This window comes from Pseudoduganella sp. LjRoot289, assembly GCF_964252925.1.
In the GTDB taxonomy this organism is placed as follows: Bacteria; Pseudomonadota; Gammaproteobacteria; order Burkholderiales; family Burkholderiaceae_D; genus Rugamonas.
Window position 1 is genome coordinate 60266 of the sequence record NZ_CAXUPN020000003.1, and the last position, 14188, is coordinate 74453.

Consider the following 14188-nt stretch of genomic DNA (forward strand, 5'->3'; position numbering starts at 1 on the left):
CGGGCCATACTGGACGCCTCATCCAACCTTCGGAGTACAGCATGGAAAACGCAAACGCGCGGCGCGCCCTCGTCGTGATCGACGTGCAAAACGAATACATCGACGGCAAATTCCTGATCGAATACCCGCCGGTGAGCAGCTCCCTGCCCAACATCGCCAAAGCCATGGACGCCGCGCACCAGCGCCGCATACCCATCGTCATGGTGCAGCACATCTCGCCGGAATCGGCGCCGATCTTCGCGCGCGGTTCGCGCGGCGCGCAGGTGCACGAATCGATAGCGTCCAAGCCTGTCCAGCATCGCATCGAAAAGACTATGCCGAGCTGCTTCGCGGGCACCGACTTCGGCGCCTGGCTGAAGGCCAACGACATCGACACCATCGCCGTGGTGGGCTACATGACGCACAACTGCAACGATTCGACCATGCGCCAGGCCATGCACGAGGGCTACAAGGTCGAGTTCCTGGCCGACGCGGCGGGCTCGCTGCCGTATGAGAACAAGGCGGGCCGCGTGTCGGCCAAGGAGATCCACAACGTGGTCAGCGTGGTGATGCAGTCGGCCTTCGCGGCGGTGGTGGGTACCGACGAATGGATCGCGGGGCTGGACGGCGGCGCCGGGTTCGAGCGGGACAATGTGCTTGTGTCGAACCAGCGCTACCTGGCGACCCGGGCCGGAAAATAAGGAAGGGCGCACGGCGACTGGTGAGCCGATTTGTGCGGTTCACGCACAAATCATGTGTGGCGCGGCGTCTGGTGCGGGCGGGGCGGGCGGCCTACCATGGACTCACTCAAGCACACCCAAGGAGTTCCAAATGCCCATCCTGAACCTCACCCTGTCGACCGCCCCGAGCGCCGAACAATCGCAGCGCGCCGCGGCCATCCTGCTGCGCCTGACCAACGACATCCTGCACAAGGCGCAGCCGCTCACCTCCATTGCCATTTCGCACGTGCCGGCGCAGCACTGGTACATCGGATCGGCATCGCTGGCGCAGCAGGAAAAGGCCAGCTTCTTCCTCGACATCAAAATCACCGACGAGACCAACACCGCAATTGAAAAAGCGGCCTATATCAAGGCGGTGTTCGAGGAAATGGCAGGCCTGCTCGGCCCCTTGCACGAGGTCAGCTATGTCCACATCGACGACGCCCGGCCTGCCGCCTGGGGCTACGGCGGCCTGACCCAGCAGTACCGCGCCGTGAAGAAATCGATGGAGCAGCCTGCGGCGGCTTGATCCGCCTCAACCGTTCATCCCACCCTGACGCGCATAGTTGAACCATGCGCGCCGTTGCGCGTCCTATACTGAGTGGGTGTGTGATGCGATTCAGCTGGGATGACAAGAAAAATTTGGCTAACATCAACAAGCACGGGATCGCTTTCATGGAAGCTGGCAAGGTTTTCAATGGACCTGTCTATACTTATCCCGACGAGAAGCAAGACTACGCGGAGCCACGTCGTATCGCGATAGGGTTAATGGATACGCGGCTTGTAACGGTTGTGTTTGTGGAGCGTGGCGACGAACTGGTGCGCATTATCTCAGCAAGAAGAGCGAATACCTTGGAGAGGCGTCCGTATGAACAAAATGTCGGATGTGGCTAGCGGCGGCGATGAGGATAAGATCGACGACGATGGCGATATACCTGAGCCCACTGAAGCAATGCTGCGCAATGCGGAAGTGCGCTGGTACAAGGTTCAGGCCGAGACCGTCATTGTCGATAGCGCCGTTTTGAATTGGTTCAAGGCGCAAGGCGCGGATTATCAGGATCGCATGAATTTAGTACTTCGCGACTACATGCTTGCAGTTCAGTCAAGCAAATAGCCTTCAGCTTCAGCCGCGTTGCCGGTACCAGTCGCTGGCGAAGTCGATGAAGGCGCGGACTTTGGGCGACAGGTGGCGGCTCTGCGGGTAGAGCGCGTGCAACTCGCGCGGGCGCTGGGTGTAGTCGGGCAGCAGCCTGACCAGTGCGCCGCGCTCGAGGTCGCCCTGTACGATGAAGGCGGCGGCATTGACGATGCCCAGCCCGCCAACGGCGGCCGCGCGCAGGGCGACACTGGTGTTCGATTGCAGATTGCCGCGGATGGTCACCGTTTGCTGCACGCCGTCCGGGCCGGTGAAGGTCCAGTCGTGCGGGCGCGGCGCCTGGGTGTAGGCCAGGCAGTTGTGCCGGGCCAGTTCGGCGGGCGTGCGCGGCGTGCCGTGCCGCTGCAGATAGTCCGGGCTGGCTGCCAGCCTCAGCTCGCTGGTGGCGAGGCGGCGCGCGATCAGGGACGAATCGGGCAGCTCGCGGGTCAGGCGCAGCGCGACGTCGAAGCTGTCCTCGATCAGGTCGACGATGCGGTCGTTGCAGACCAGGTCCACTTGCAGCTCGGGATAGTGCGCGATGAAGTCGGGCAGCCATACGGCCAGCTCCAGCGTGCCGAAGGCCATCGGCGCGTTGATGCGCAGGCTGCCGGACGGGCGCGCCTGGTGCTGGCCGACGGCGCGGTCGGCATCATCGAGGGCGTCGAGGATCTCGCGGCTCGCTTCGTAGTATTGCTTGCCGGCCGCCGTCAGGGCGAAACGGCGCGTGGTGCGGTTCAGCAACTGGGCGCCAAGGTAGGCTTCCAGCTGCTTGATCTGGCGCGAGACGGCGGTGTGCGAAATGCCGAGCGCCTCGGCCGCGGCAGTGAAGCTGCCCAGCTCGACCACGCGGCGCAGCGCGCGCAGCGCAGCCAGCTGGTCGATGCGGGCCGGGTCGTTCAAGCGCGCCGCTCGCCGCGGACGCCCGGCCTTGCCACTGCGGTGGCCAAGGCGGATGTTGGCGGCACAGGCTGCACGGACCGCTGCGTCCGCTTATGCAAAGCGCAGGCCGTCGAGCGGGAAGCCTTTGATGAACTCGGCTGCGGGCAGGCGTTTGCCGCCCGGTTTCTGCAGCTCGGTCAGGCGCAGGGAACCGCCGCCGCCGCAGGCGACCACGATGCCGTGCTGCGCGTCGGCAGCCAGCACCTGGCCGGCCGGCGCCGGACTGTCGGCGTCGAGCACCTCGGCGCCCCACAGCTTGATGGTGACGCCGTTGACGTCGCCGTGGGCGCCGGGGAAGGGGTTGAAGGCGCGGATCTTGCGGCCGATGTCGCGCGCGGACTGCTGAAAGTCCAGCGCCGCCTCTTCCTTGCTGATCTTGGCGGCGTAGGTGACGCCCGCTTCCGGCTGCGGCACCGCCTCCAGTATGCCTTTTTCCAATTTCTGCATCACCTTGACGATCATGCGCGCGCCCATGACGGCCAGCTTGTCGTGCAGCACGCCGGTGCTGTCCTGCGGACCGATGGCCAGGCGCTCGATCAGCAGCATGGGGCCGGTGTCCAGGCCTTCTTCCATCTGCATGATGGTGACGCCGGTTTCCGCGTCGCCCGATTCGATGGCGCGGTGGATGGGCGCGGCGCCGCGCCAGCGCGGCAGCAGCGAACCGTGGATGTTGATGCAGGGCTTGATGTCCAGCGTGCTGCGCGGCAGGATCAGGCCGTAGGCGGCCACCACCATCGCGTCGTAGCCGGTCGCCGTCAGCAGCGCGTGGGCTTGCGCGGCTTCGGCCGCGCGCTGCGGGTCTTTGCTGTCCATGCGCAAGGACAAGGGCTGCGCGACGGCAATGTTGTGGGCGAGGGCGTATTGCTTGACGGCTGACGGCTGCAGATGCATGCCGCGCCCGGCCGGCCGGTCCGGCTGGGTCAGGACCAGGGGGATCTCGAAACCCGCCTCGTGCAGGCTCTGGAGCGCTACCGCCGCGAATTCCGGCGTGCCGGCGAAGATGATTTTCATATTGTTGTCCTCTTGGTATGGCACTGGACCGGCACGCAGCCGGCGCCGTGCCGGCCTTGCTCAAGCTTAGAAGCGGCGGCCTTGCGCGCGCAGCGCTTTTTCGCGCGCGATACCGCGTTCTTCCTTGACCATTCTGGTCTTGATGCGGTTGCGTTTCAAGGGCGACAAGTATTCGACGAACACCTTACCCACCAGGTGGTCCATTTCGTGCTGGATGCACACGGCCAGCAGGCCGTCGGCTTCCTGTTCGAACTGTTCACCTTTGATGTCGAAGGCGCGCACCTTGATCCTGGTCGCGCGCTCCACGCCGTCGTACACGCCGGGCACCGACAGGCAACCCTCGTCGTAGACCTGGCGCTCGTCGCTGGCCCAGATGATCTCGGGATTGATGTAGGCGGTCAGCGCGTTCTTTTCCTCGGTGATGTCGATGACGACGACGCGCTCGTGCACGTCGACCTGGCTGGCGGCAAGGCCGATGCCGGGCGCGTCGTACATGGTTTCGGCCATGTCGGCGACCAGTTTGGCCAGGCGGGCGTCGAACGCGGTAACAGGCTGCGCGATCTTGTGCAGGCGTGGGTCGGGATAGCGGAGGATATTCAGTATGGACATGCGGATAGTCGTGTGACTTAAAAATGCAACAGGCGCACCCTGCTGCGCAGCGTGGTTTCTCTTGCTAGTTCAGGGTATTATGGGCAGAATTTGATTCAGTTCGGCAAGCCTTCAGGTCGCGTTCAGGCCTCCGTCCATGCCCGCCTTTAACGGACATATTAATGAAAAATTTTAGCACAGTCGGCGCACGCCTGTTGATTGCGACGCTTATTTCGGGTGTATCGGCCGTTTCGGCACAGTCGATGAACTGCGAATTCCGGCCCAACGCGCCGGACCAGCATGTCGTGGTGAAGGGCGACACGCTGTGGGATATCTCCGGCAAATTCCTGGAACGGCCATGGTGCTGGCCCCAGGTGTGGGGCATGAACCGCGAGGAAATCCGCAACCCGCACTGGATCTATCCTGGCCAGATCGTCTACCTGGACCGCGCCTCGGGCCGGCTGCGCCTGGGCAACCGGGTCGGCGACGGCAGCGGCGGCGCGGGCAACCCGTCCGCGCTGCGCCTGTCGCCCCAGGTGCGCATGGAGGGCCTGGGCAAGGACGCCGTCGAATCGATACCGACCGGCGACATCGAGCCTTTCCTGACCCAGCCTTTGATCATCGAAGATGACGAGCTGAAGAATGCGCCGCGCATCATTGCGGCGCAGGAAGGCCACGTTTTCCTCGGCAAGGATGAAAAAGCCTATGTGCGCGGCGACCTGAAGGGCGGCACGTCCTTCCAGGTGTTCCGCCCCGGCAAGCCGCTGAAAGACCCGGTCACCAAGGCCGTGATCGGCCAGGAAGCGTTCTATCTGGGCACGCTGAAGCTGACCGCGGCCGCCAAGGACGGCTCCGAAGTGCACAGCTTCGTGGTTGCCACGGCCAAGGAGGAAATGGGCAAGGGCGACCTGCTGATGCAGGCGGCGCCTACACCGATGCGCAACTATGTGCCGCATCCGCCGGATATCAAGGTCGACGCGGCCGTGGTGGCGATCTACGGCGGCGTCACGCACGCCGGCCAGAACCAGGTTGTCAGCGTTAATCGCGGAAAGCTTGACGGACTCGATATCGGCTCCGTGCTGCAGCTGTACCATAAGGGGAAGACGGTGACCGATCCAGGCGCCAGCAAAGGCTGGCACAACCTGGGGAATCCGCAGGTCAAGCTGCCGGATGAAGAAGTGGGCAGCTTGTTTATCTTCCGCGTGTTCAAGCATATTTCGTACGGCCTGATCATGCAGGTAACGGCGCCGGTGGAAGTGGGCGACGTCGCCAAATCGCCGGAGTAAACCGCACCGTGCAAGCCACGGAAACCCTCGCCCCCGCCCACCAGGCCGAGCCGCAGCAGTTGGACGCCGGGCGCCTGGCCGCCTGGTTGCGCCTGCAGCTGACGGCGGGCGTGGGCGCGGCCAGCGGCGCCGCGCTGATATCCGCCTTGCACGATCCCGCCAGCGTTTTCGAGGCCGAGCCCGCCGTCCTGCATGCGGTGTTGACGGACGTGCTGCCCGCCAGCCTGGTCGGCGCGGCGGTGCAGGCCTTGCGCGCGCCGCCGCAGTCCCTGCTGGACCAGGCCGCGCGGCTGGCGGACGCCACGCTGGCATGGCTGGCGCAACCCGGCCACGCCCTGATGACGCTGGCCGATCCCTGTTTCCCGCCGCAGCTGGCCAACATCCCCGCCGCGCCGCTGCTACTGTATACAAGGGGGCGGCGCGCATTGCTGTACCAGCCGTCGGCGGCCATCGTCGGCAGCCGCAACGCCAGCGCGCAGGGCGTGGCCAATGCGCTGCGCTTCGCCGAGGCCCTGTCGGCGGCCGGGCTGGCCATCGTGTCCGGACTGGCGCGGGGCATCGACGCGGCTGCGCACGAGGGCGGACTGGCCGGCGGCGCTTCCACCGTGGCCGTGATGGGGACCGGCATCGACCGCCTCTACCCGGCCGCCAACCGCGAGCTGGCGCTGCGCATCGCGTCCGAAGGCTGCATCGCCAGCGAATACCCGCTGGGCACGGCGCCGGCCCCGGAGAACTTTCCGCGCCGCAACCGCATCATCAGCGGCCTGGCGCGCGGCGTACTGGTGGTGGAGGCGGCGGCGCGCTCCGGTTCGCTGATCACCGCGCATTACGCCGCCAACCAGGGCCGCGAGGTGTTCGCCGTGCCGGGCTCCATCCACGCTACGCTGAGCAAAGGTTGCCACCATTTGATACGCGAGGGCGCCAAGCTGGCCGAATCGGCCGCCGACGTGCTCGAGGACCTGTTGCCGGACGCCCCGCGCGGGGAAGGCGCGGCGCGCAAAGTGGCCATCGTCCAGTTGCGCGGCGAGCTGGAGGCGGTGCTGCTGGCGCTGGGCCACGACCCGTGCAGCGCCGACGCCCTGGCCCTGCGCGCCGGCCTGTCCGCCGGCGACACCCAGGGCCATTTGCTGGCGCTGGAACTGGCCGGCCTGGTGGAGAGATTGCCTGGAGGCATGTTTCAGCGCTTGCAGGGCTGAGCCCGGGGTCCCCCGGCGCCGTTGCGGTGCGGGGCTTGTGTTTCGCCGTTCTTAACTGTTAGAGTAGCGCCATGTTCGACATCCTTGTTTATCTCTACGAGACTTATTACCGCCCCGATGCGTGCCCGGAACCGGCCGCGTTGGCGAGGAAACTGTCGGCTGTCGGTTTCGACGACGAAGAGATATCCGAAGCGCTGGTCTGGCTGACGGACCTGAACGAAATGGCCGGCGTCGAGCAAACGCTGACCGCCTCCTCCACCGGCACCCGCTACTATGTGGAAGAGGAGCAGGACGCGCTGGGCACGCCCGCCATCGGCTTCATCCAGTTCCTGGAAAGTGCCCAGGTGCTGTCGCCGCTGCAGCGCGAAATCGTCATCGAGCGCGCGCTGGCGCTGGAGGAATCGCCGGTTTCGCTGGGCAAGCTGAAGGTGATCGTCCTGATGCTGCTGTGGAGCCAGGGCAAGGAACCCGACGCGCTGATGTTCGACGACCTGTTCGGTTCCGATGAAGATCAGATGCCGCGCCTGCTGCATTGAACCCGCGTTTCGCCATTTTCCCGGCTTTCCTGCGCCATGCCGCAAGACCATCCCATGCTTTAATCAATGTCGGCAGTTGACAATGTCTGTATGATGCGCATGCTGCACCGAATCCAGAGTTAAAAAAACAAGAGAATAGAAAATATGAGCAAAACCCTCATCATCGCCGAGAAGCCATCTGTCGCGAACGACATCGCGAAGTCGCTGGGCGGCTTTACCAAGCACGATGAGTACTTTGAGTCGGACGAATACGTGCTGTCCTCGGCCGTGGGCCACCTGCTGGAAATCGCGGTGCCGGAGGAGCACGACGTCAAGCGCGGCAAATGGAGCTTCGCGCACTTGCCGATGATCCCGCCGTACTTCGCGCTCAATCCGATCGCCAAGACCGAATCGCGCCTGAAAGTGCTTAACCGCCTGATCAAGCGCAAGGATGTCACCGGCCTGATCAACGCATGCGACGCGGGCCGCGAAGGAGAACTGATCTTCCGCCTGATCGCCCAGAACGCCAAGGCCAAGCAGCCGGTGCAGCGCCTGTGGCTGCAGTCGATGACGCCCAACGCGATCCGCGAAGGCTTCACCCACCTGCGCTCCGACGAGGAAATGCTGCCGCTGGCCGACGCGGCGCGCTGCCGCTCGGAAGCGGACTGGCTGATCGGCATCAACGGCACCCGGGCCATGACCGCGTTCAACTCGAAAGAGGGCGGCTTCTACCTGACCACCGTGGGCCGCGTGCAGACGCCGACCCTGTCCATCGTGGTCGAGCGCGAAGAGAAGATCAAGAAATTCGTGTCGCGCGACTTCTGGGAAGTGCGCGCCGAGTTCGTCTGCGCGGCCGGCATCTACGAGGGCCGCTGGCTGGACAGCAGCTTCAAGAAGGACGAGAACGATCCCGAGAAGCGCGCCGAGCGCCTGTGGTCCAAGGCCGCCGCCGACAGCATCGCGCTGGCCTGCAGGGGCCGCCAGGGCAATGTCACCGAGGAATCGAAGCCGACCACCTCGATGGCGCCCGGCCTGTTCGACCTGACCAGCTTGCAGCGCGAGGCCAACGGCCGCTTCGGCTTCTCGGCCAAGAACACGCTGGGCCTGGCCCAGGCGCTGTACGAAAAGCACAAGGTGCTGACCTACCCGCGTACCGATTCGCGCCATCTGCCGGAAGACTACCTGGACACCGTCAAGGAAGTGCTGGGCGTGCTGGGCGAGAACAACAACTACCACACCTTTGCCAAGCAGATCCTGAGCAAGGGCTGGGTCAAGCCGAACAAGCGCATCTTCGACAACACCAAGATCTCGGATCACTTTGCCATCATTCCGACCGGCATCGCCCCGAAGAATCTGTCCGAGCCTGAACAGAAACTGTACGACCTGGTGACGCGCCGCTTCATGGCCGTGTTCTTCCCGGCCGCCGAGTTCCAGGTGACCACCCGCTACACCGAAGTGTCCGGCCACCAGTTCAAGACCGAGGGCAAGGTCATGACCAACGCCGGCTGGATGGCGATCTACGGCAAGGACGTGGCCGGCGAGGACGACAAGGAGGGCAGCGGCATGCTGGTGCCGGTCGCCAAGGGCGAGAAGGTGCAGACCGAGAAGGTCAGCGCCAACGGCCTGGTCACCAAGCCGCCCGCGCGCTACACCGAGGCGACCCTGCTGTCGGCCATGGAAGGGGCGGGCAAGCTGATCGATTCCGACGAGCTGCGCGACGCCATGTCCGGCAAGGGCCTGGGCACGCCGGCGACGCGCGCGGCCATCATCGAGGGCCTGCTGGGCGAGAAATACCTGCTGCGCGAAGGGCGCGAGCTGATGCCGACCGCGAAAGCGTCGCAGCTGATGACCTTGCTGCGCGGCCTGGGCGTGAACGAACTGACCGCGCCGGAACTGACCGGCGAGTGGGAATACAAGCTGTCGCAGATGGAAAAGGGCCGCATCTCGCGCGAGGAATTCATGCGCGAAATCGCCCAGATGACGCAAATCATCGTCAAGCGCGCCAAGGAATACGACAACGACACGATACCGGGCGACTACGCGACCCTGACCACGCCTTGCCCGAACTGCAACAGCGTGGTGAAAGAGAATTACCGCCGTTTTGCCTGCACCAAGTGCGAATTCTCGATGAGCAAGACGCCGGGCAGCCGCCAGTTCGAGATCTCGGAAGTGGAGCAGTTGCTGAAGGACCGCACCATCGGCCCGCTGCAAGGTTTCCGTTCCAAGATGGGCCGTCCGTTCGCCGCCATCCTGCGCATCGTGCGTGACGAGGACATCAAGAACTTCAAGCTCGAGTTCGACTTCGGCCAGAACGACGGCGAAGGCGAGGACGGCGAAGGCGTCGACTTCACCGGCCAGACCGCGCTTGGCCCGTGCCCGAAATGCGCCGGCCAGGTGTACGAAATGGGCCTGGCCTATGTGTGCGAGAACAGCGTCGCCAAGCCCAAGACCTGCGACTTCCGCAGCGGCCGCATCATTCTGCAGCAGGAGATCCTGCCCGAGCAGATGGTCAAGCTGCTCAACGACGGCAAGACCGATTTGATGCCGGGCTTCGTGTCGCAGCGCACGCGCCGGCCGTTCAAGGCTTTCCTCGTGAAGGGCAAGGACGGCAAGATCAGCTTCGAGTTCGAAGAGCGCAAAGCCAAGCCGGGCGCCAAGCCTAAGGCCGCGAAAGCGGACGCGGAAGAGGGCGGCGAGGGCGAGGGCGGCGAAGCGGCAGCGGCAGCGGCGCCGGCCAAGAAAGCGGTGGCCAAGAAAGCAGCCGCGAAACCGGCGGCGAAACCGGCGGCGAAAAAAGCCGCCGCCAAGCCGGCAGCGAAGAAGCCGGCGGCGAAGAAATCGCCAGCCAAAAAAGCCGCTGAAACGGTGGAATAAGCAAACGGGACCGAAAGGTCCCGTTTTTACGTCCGCCCCGCAGGCGGGAATGAGAAGCTTGCGGCGGCTTGTGATTACTCGACTGCCGTGACGCGCCAGTTGCCGGGCGCGAAGGGCAGGGCGGTGATGTCGCCGGGAATCCATTGCTGGCTTTCCAGGGCGCTGGCGCCGAGGACTTCCTCGCCCTCCAGCCAGGGCAGTGTCGACGCCACGATGCGCCAGCCGCCGCCGGTGCGCAGCACCGTGAATTCGCTCCAGACGCCGGCGCCCGGCGCCTGCGCATCATAGGCGTCGCCCGGGCGGCCGCAAGCCCAGGCCATCCAGCGTTCGCCGCTGAGCAGGTAGGCGAGCGCGCCCGAGTCCACGCTTTCCAGCCGCGCGCCGCGCATCGGGCCGGCGGCCACGCGCACCCAGTCTTCCTGGTAGCTGTTGTCGATGCCGGTTTCATGCAAGGCGTCGTCGCTGTCGAAACGCATATAGCCCGCGTCGATTTCGGCGCCCAGCGCGGGGAAAGCGATTTCGGGATGCCAGTCGCAGCGGTCGCCGGACACCACCGTCTTGCCCGCGAAGCCAGTCTGCGCGCTGAAGCGGGCCCGCTGGGCCGGCGGCAAATGCGCCAGCTGGGCGCGGCTGTTCAGCGACGGACGGTCGATCGGGATGCGCAAATCGATGTGGAAACTGGCCGATTGGAACCACCAGACTTGCGTGCTCAGGTCGCTGGCGCCATTGCTGCGCCAGATGCCGGTACGTCGCCACAAGCCTTGGTAGTTCGCCGGAACAGTCATCAGCGCAAGTCGTCTGTAGAGAAATAGACCGTGCCGCGGATGGCGGACGGAACAGCCTGCAGCGCGGCGGCCAGCGCCTGGGCGTCCGGTTGCGTCATGCCCTTCCTGGCGATGATGACCGGTGCGTAAGGCGCGTGCGATGCTGCACGGTAAGAAACAATATGATCGAAATCCGGCCGGCTGTCGATCTCCTTGATCAGGAAACGCTCATTTCCGTTGCCCACTTGCACATAAGTTGCCGTGGCGCTTGTTTTTTCTGCAGCAGACAGCGGGCGGAACAGCAGCACCTGGTCCACCACCAGCGTGGCGCCGCTGTATTGCGTCTTGCCGCCTTGCTCGAAATGCCCCAGCACGATATCGGCCTTGAAGCGCCGCAGCGGCTCGGCCGCAGCCGGCGCCAAGCGGTCCAGCTCGAACTTTTCCGGCGCGACCGTCCACAGTGCCGTTTTCCCGTCCAGCCGTCCTTTCAGCGCCGCATCCAGCCTGGCGTCGGTGAGGTGGACGCGCAGCACCACCTGGTAGTCGTGCGGGGCGTGGAACATCGGCAGGTGGGAGGCGTACAAGCCGTCCTTGCCGCCGAACAGGGCCATGCCGTGCTCGCCGAAGCTGGGGCCAGCCGCGCTGGCGGGCGGGATGGCGACCCACGGGGCGGCCGCCATCACGGCGGCGCAAAGCCATTGTTGCCGGGTAAATGTATGCATGGCGCCATGGTATGCTGGTCCACGTGTCGCGTACAGCAACTTAAATGGTCTGGAATCCGGCCCGCTCCTGTGCGTGGCAGCGGCATCTGGCAGACGCGCTCGCTGCGGCAGGTCAGGCGGCCTGGCCTTATCCTCCCGACTACGTAGTTTCCACGAGGCACTAGTTTTCGCCGCGTGATACGCTTCGCCTCCTCCAAAGTAAGCTTAGCAAGAGCAAGTGTTTATTTTTCGATACTTGCCGCCTTAGCCCCAGCCGGGGCGCGGTTGCCGCCTGTGCCCCCTCGCGTTAAAGAGAAAAAATGAAAAACCTGAAAATAGGAACCCGCCTTGCCGGCGGTTTCGGTCTCGTCTTGATGTTGGCAATGCTGATGGCCTGGGTCGGCCTGAGCCACATGCGTTCGGTTGCCGAAGCCAGCCACGACATGATGCAGCAGCCGCTGGCCAAGGAGCGCATGATCAGCGACTGGTACCGCTTGATCCACACCAGCGTGCGCCGCACCACCGCCATTTCCAAGAGCACCGACCCCAGCCTCGGCTCCTTCTTCGCCGCCGACGCCGCCGCGTCCAGCAACGAAGTCAACGCGCTGCAGAAGAAGGTTGAACCCTTGCTCGAGAGCGAGGCGGAAAAGGCGCTGTTCGCCACGATGATCGCCGCCCGCAAGCGCTACGTGGCTGCGCGCGACGGCATAGTCGCGCTGAAGAAGGAAGGCAAGTTCGACGAGGCGGCCGCGCTGCTGGAAAAGGATTTCATCCCCGACGGCAAGGCCTACCTGGACGCGCTGAGCGGCTTGCTGGCCATGCAGCGCCACAGCATCGACAGCCAGGCTGCGCGCATCGACGGCATCCACCAGGAAAGCCGGCGCTTCATGCTGGGCTTTGCCGTCGCCGTGCTGGCCCTGGGCGGCGTCTGCGCCTGGCGCCTGACGCGCGGCATCACCGAGCCCCTGGAACGCGCGGTGCAAGTGGCCTGCGCCGTGGCTTCGAACGACCTGCGCAGCGATATCGTGGTCGACAGCCGGGATGAAACCGGTACGCTGCTGCGGGCGCTGAAAACCATGAATGGCGGACTGGCGCGCATCGTCGGCGAGGTCCGTTCGGGCACCGGGCAGATCGCCACCGCCTCGCGCCAGATCGCCGCCGGCAACCAGGACTTGTCGAGCCGCACCGAACAGCAGGCGGGCAACCTGGAGGAGACCGCGTCGTCGATGGAGGAGCTGACTGCGACCGTGAAACAGAACGCCGACAACGCGCGCCAGGCCAACCAGCTGGCCGTGGCCGCCTCGCGTGTCGCCGAGCGCGGCGGGGAGGTGGTGGGGCAGGTGGTGGAGACGATGGAGTCGATCAACGCATCGGCGCGCAAGATCGTGGACATCATCAGCGTCATCGACGGCATCGCTTTCCAGACCAACATCCTGGCCCTGAACGCCGCCGTCGAGGCCGCCCGGGCGGGCGAGCAGGGGCGCGGTTTCGCGGTCGTGGCCACCGAGGTGCGCAACCTGGCGCACCGCAGCGCCGCCGCCGCCAAGGAAATCAAGGCGCTGATCGATGACTCGGTCGGCAAGGTGGACGCCGGCAGCAGGCTGGTCGGACAGGCCGGCGTGACGATGAGCGAGGTGGTCGACAGCATCCAGCGCGTGACCGGCATCATGGGCGAGATCAGCACCGCCAGCGTGGAGCAGAGTGCCGGCATCGAGCAGGTCAACGCTGCGATGACGCAGATGGACCGGGTGACGCAGCAGAACGCCGCGCTGGTGGAGGAGGCCGCCGCCGCCGCCGAGGCGCTGGAGGCGCAGGCCGCAGCGTTGGCCGGTGTGGTGAGCGTGTTCAAGTTGCCGGAAGGCTCACGTTTCGGCCCGGAATACGCCGTGCACGCTTCCCGGGCGGTATCGCCGCTGCCTGGCCGCGCCGCCGGCGAGGCCGTGCGCCTGCGCGCCTGAGCGCTGCCCTGCGGCGCAAGCGGCAGCTCTGCGGCGTGCGCCGCAAAAATCCCGAAGTAGGTACCCTGTGGGAATAACAACATACTTCGGGAGCAACTCTATGCGTAATACCTGTATGAAACTGAGCGCCTTATGCGCCGCGCTGCTGCTGGCCGCCTGCCAGACCACGCAGACCACCGGCAGCATGGCGCAGGAAGAAGCACCGTCGCCCAAGAATCCGGCGTTCACCTCGGAAATGGCGAAATTCAACGCCCAGTTCCCGAACGCCAAGGTCAGCAAGTACGAGGACGAGTCGATCGCCTTCAACAATGCGCAGAAGCTCGACGAGCGCGGCAACTGCCACGGCAAGTCGAAATATCCGGTCACCATCATGCTGCTGCTTGACGCCAGCGGCAAGGTCACCAACGCCGTGACCGACGTGGAAAACGGCAAGGCCGCGTGCTTCCGCCAGACTTACGCCTCGGTACAGTTCCCCAAGCCGCCCATCGCGCCTTACCGCAAAGCCATCCTGCTGAAATAA

15 protein-coding genes are annotated in these 14188 nt (G+C 65.0%); 10 read left to right on the plus strand and 5 right to left on the minus strand.

Annotated features, from left to right (window positions below; translation table 11 throughout):
- Positions 1-41: 41 nt before the first annotated feature.
- The 4 genes from ACSQ8Y_RS29645 to ACSQ8Y_RS29660 all read left to right on the plus strand — a co-directional run bounded on the left by ACSQ8Y_RS29645 (position 42) and on the right by ACSQ8Y_RS29660 (position 1812).
- Positions 42-680, plus strand: a complete 639-nt coding sequence (locus tag ACSQ8Y_RS29645) for a cysteine hydrolase family protein (RefSeq protein WP_436270174.1) — start codon at positions 42-44, stop codon at positions 678-680.
- Positions 681-810: 130 nt separating this feature from the next.
- Positions 811-1227, plus strand: a complete 417-nt coding sequence (locus ACSQ8Y_RS29650) for a tautomerase family protein (RefSeq protein WP_436270175.1) — start codon at positions 811-813, stop codon at positions 1225-1227.
- An 83-nt stretch (positions 1228-1310) separates the two neighbouring features.
- Entirely contained in the window at positions 1311-1592 is a 282-nt protein-coding gene (locus ACSQ8Y_RS29655; protein ID WP_436270279.1) for a BrnT family toxin, read from the plus strand.
- A complete protein-coding gene (locus ACSQ8Y_RS29660) occupies positions 1567-1812 on the plus strand; it encodes a BrnA antitoxin family protein (protein WP_436270176.1) in 246 nt (81 codons plus the stop codon). The genes ACSQ8Y_RS29655 and ACSQ8Y_RS29660 overlap by 26 nt, the downstream gene beginning before the upstream one ends.
- A 9-nt stretch (positions 1813-1821) precedes the next feature.
- On the opposite strand, the gene ACSQ8Y_RS29665 is transcribed toward ACSQ8Y_RS29660, so the two are convergent.
- The 3 genes from ACSQ8Y_RS29665 to def form a co-directional block, all read right to left on the minus strand.
- Positions 1822-2736, minus strand: coding sequence for a LysR family transcriptional regulator (locus ACSQ8Y_RS29665; protein ID WP_436270177.1), 915 nt, complete (start codon positions 2734-2736; stop codon positions 1822-1824).
- A 90-nt stretch (positions 2737-2826) separates the two neighbouring features.
- A complete protein-coding gene (gene fmt, locus ACSQ8Y_RS29670; protein ID WP_436270178.1) occupies positions 2827-3786 on the minus strand; it encodes a methionyl-tRNA formyltransferase in 960 nt (319 codons plus the stop codon).
- Between the two features lie 66 nt (positions 3787-3852).
- Positions 3853-4395, minus strand: a complete 543-nt coding sequence (def, locus tag ACSQ8Y_RS29675) for a peptide deformylase (RefSeq protein WP_436270179.1) — start codon at positions 4393-4395, stop codon at positions 3853-3855.
- Between the two features lie 161 nt (positions 4396-4556).
- On the opposite strand from def, the gene ACSQ8Y_RS29680 reads away from it, so the two are divergent.
- The 4 genes from ACSQ8Y_RS29680 (at position 4557) to ACSQ8Y_RS29695 (ending at position 10245) form a co-directional block, all read left to right on the plus strand.
- A complete protein-coding gene (locus tag ACSQ8Y_RS29680) occupies positions 4557-5660 on the plus strand; it encodes a LysM peptidoglycan-binding domain-containing protein (RefSeq protein ID WP_436270180.1) in 1104 nt (367 codons plus the stop codon).
- A gap of 8 nt (positions 5661-5668) precedes the next feature.
- Positions 5669-6856: a DNA-processing protein DprA gene (gene dprA / locus ACSQ8Y_RS29685; RefSeq protein ID WP_436270181.1), complete on the plus strand. Its 1188-nt coding sequence runs from the start codon at positions 5669-5671 to the stop codon at positions 6854-6856.
- A gap of 71 nt (positions 6857-6927) precedes the next feature.
- On the plus strand, positions 6928-7392 hold the full coding sequence (locus ACSQ8Y_RS29690) for a DUF494 family protein (RefSeq protein WP_436270182.1): 465 nt from the start codon (positions 6928-6930) through the stop codon (positions 7390-7392).
- 144 nt (positions 7393-7536) lie between these two features.
- Positions 7537-10245: a DNA topoisomerase III gene (locus tag ACSQ8Y_RS29695; protein WP_436270183.1), complete on the plus strand. Its 2709-nt coding sequence runs from the start codon at positions 7537-7539 to the stop codon at positions 10243-10245.
- A 74-nt stretch (positions 10246-10319) separates the two neighbouring features.
- On the opposite strand, the gene ACSQ8Y_RS29700 is transcribed toward ACSQ8Y_RS29695, so the two are convergent.
- A complete protein-coding gene (locus ACSQ8Y_RS29700; protein ID WP_436270184.1) occupies positions 10320-11030 on the minus strand; it encodes a hypothetical protein in 711 nt (236 codons plus the stop codon).
- On the minus strand, positions 11030-11731 hold the full coding sequence (locus tag ACSQ8Y_RS29705; protein WP_436270185.1) for a hypothetical protein: 702 nt from the start codon (positions 11729-11731) through the stop codon (positions 11030-11032). Before ACSQ8Y_RS29705 ends, ACSQ8Y_RS29700 begins: the two co-directional genes overlap by 1 nt.
- Before the next feature lie 299 nt (positions 11732-12030).
- Here ACSQ8Y_RS29705 and ACSQ8Y_RS29710 point away from each other — a divergent pair, with 299 nt between their 5' ends.
- Both ACSQ8Y_RS29710 and ACSQ8Y_RS29715 read left to right on the plus strand, forming a co-directional pair.
- Complete coding sequence (locus tag ACSQ8Y_RS29710; RefSeq protein WP_436270186.1) at positions 12031-13668, plus strand: methyl-accepting chemotaxis protein; 1638 nt, start codon at positions 12031-12033, stop codon at positions 13666-13668.
- 100 nt (positions 13669-13768) lie between these two features.
- Positions 13769-14188: a hypothetical protein gene (locus tag ACSQ8Y_RS29715; RefSeq protein WP_436270187.1), complete on the plus strand. Its 420-nt coding sequence runs from the start codon at positions 13769-13771 to the stop codon at positions 14186-14188.

Excerpts from the sequence above, each read along its gene's own strand:
- ACSQ8Y_RS29645 (WP_436270174.1), top strand. The coding sequence starts at position 42 with ATGGAAAACGCAAACGCGCGGCGCGCCCTCGTCGTGATCGACGTGCAA.
- ACSQ8Y_RS29650 (WP_436270175.1), top strand. The coding sequence starts at position 811 with ATGCCCATCCTGAACCTCACCCTGTCGACCGCCCCGAGCGCCGAACAA.
- ACSQ8Y_RS29655 (WP_436270279.1), top strand. The coding sequence starts at position 1,311 with ATGCGATTCAGCTGGGATGACAAGAAAAATTTGGCTAACATCAACAAG.
- ACSQ8Y_RS29660 (WP_436270176.1), top strand. The coding sequence starts at position 1,567 with ATGAACAAAATGTCGGATGTGGCTAGCGGCGGCGATGAGGATAAGATC.
- fmt (WP_436270178.1), bottom strand. The coding sequence starts at position 3,786 with ATGAAAATCATCTTCGCCGGCACGCCGGAATTCGCGGCGGTAGCGCTC.
- def (WP_436270179.1), bottom strand. The coding sequence starts at position 4,395 with ATGTCCATACTGAATATCCTCCGCTATCCCGACCCACGCCTGCACAAG.
- ACSQ8Y_RS29680 (WP_436270180.1), top strand. The coding sequence starts at position 4,557 with ATGAAAAATTTTAGCACAGTCGGCGCACGCCTGTTGATTGCGACGCTT.
- ACSQ8Y_RS29690 (WP_436270182.1), top strand. The coding sequence starts at position 6,928 with ATGTTCGACATCCTTGTTTATCTCTACGAGACTTATTACCGCCCCGAT.
- ACSQ8Y_RS29695 (WP_436270183.1), top strand. The coding sequence starts at position 7,537 with ATGAGCAAAACCCTCATCATCGCCGAGAAGCCATCTGTCGCGAACGAC.
- ACSQ8Y_RS29700 (WP_436270184.1), bottom strand. The coding sequence starts at position 11,030 with ATGACTGTTCCGGCGAACTACCAAGGCTTGTGGCGACGTACCGGCATC.
- ACSQ8Y_RS29705 (WP_436270185.1), bottom strand. The coding sequence starts at position 11,731 with ATGCATACATTTACCCGGCAACAATGGCTTTGCGCCGCCGTGATGGCG.
- ACSQ8Y_RS29710 (WP_436270186.1), top strand. The coding sequence starts at position 12,031 with ATGAAAAACCTGAAAATAGGAACCCGCCTTGCCGGCGGTTTCGGTCTC.
- ACSQ8Y_RS29715 (WP_436270187.1), top strand. The coding sequence starts at position 13,769 with ATGCGTAATACCTGTATGAAACTGAGCGCCTTATGCGCCGCGCTGCTG.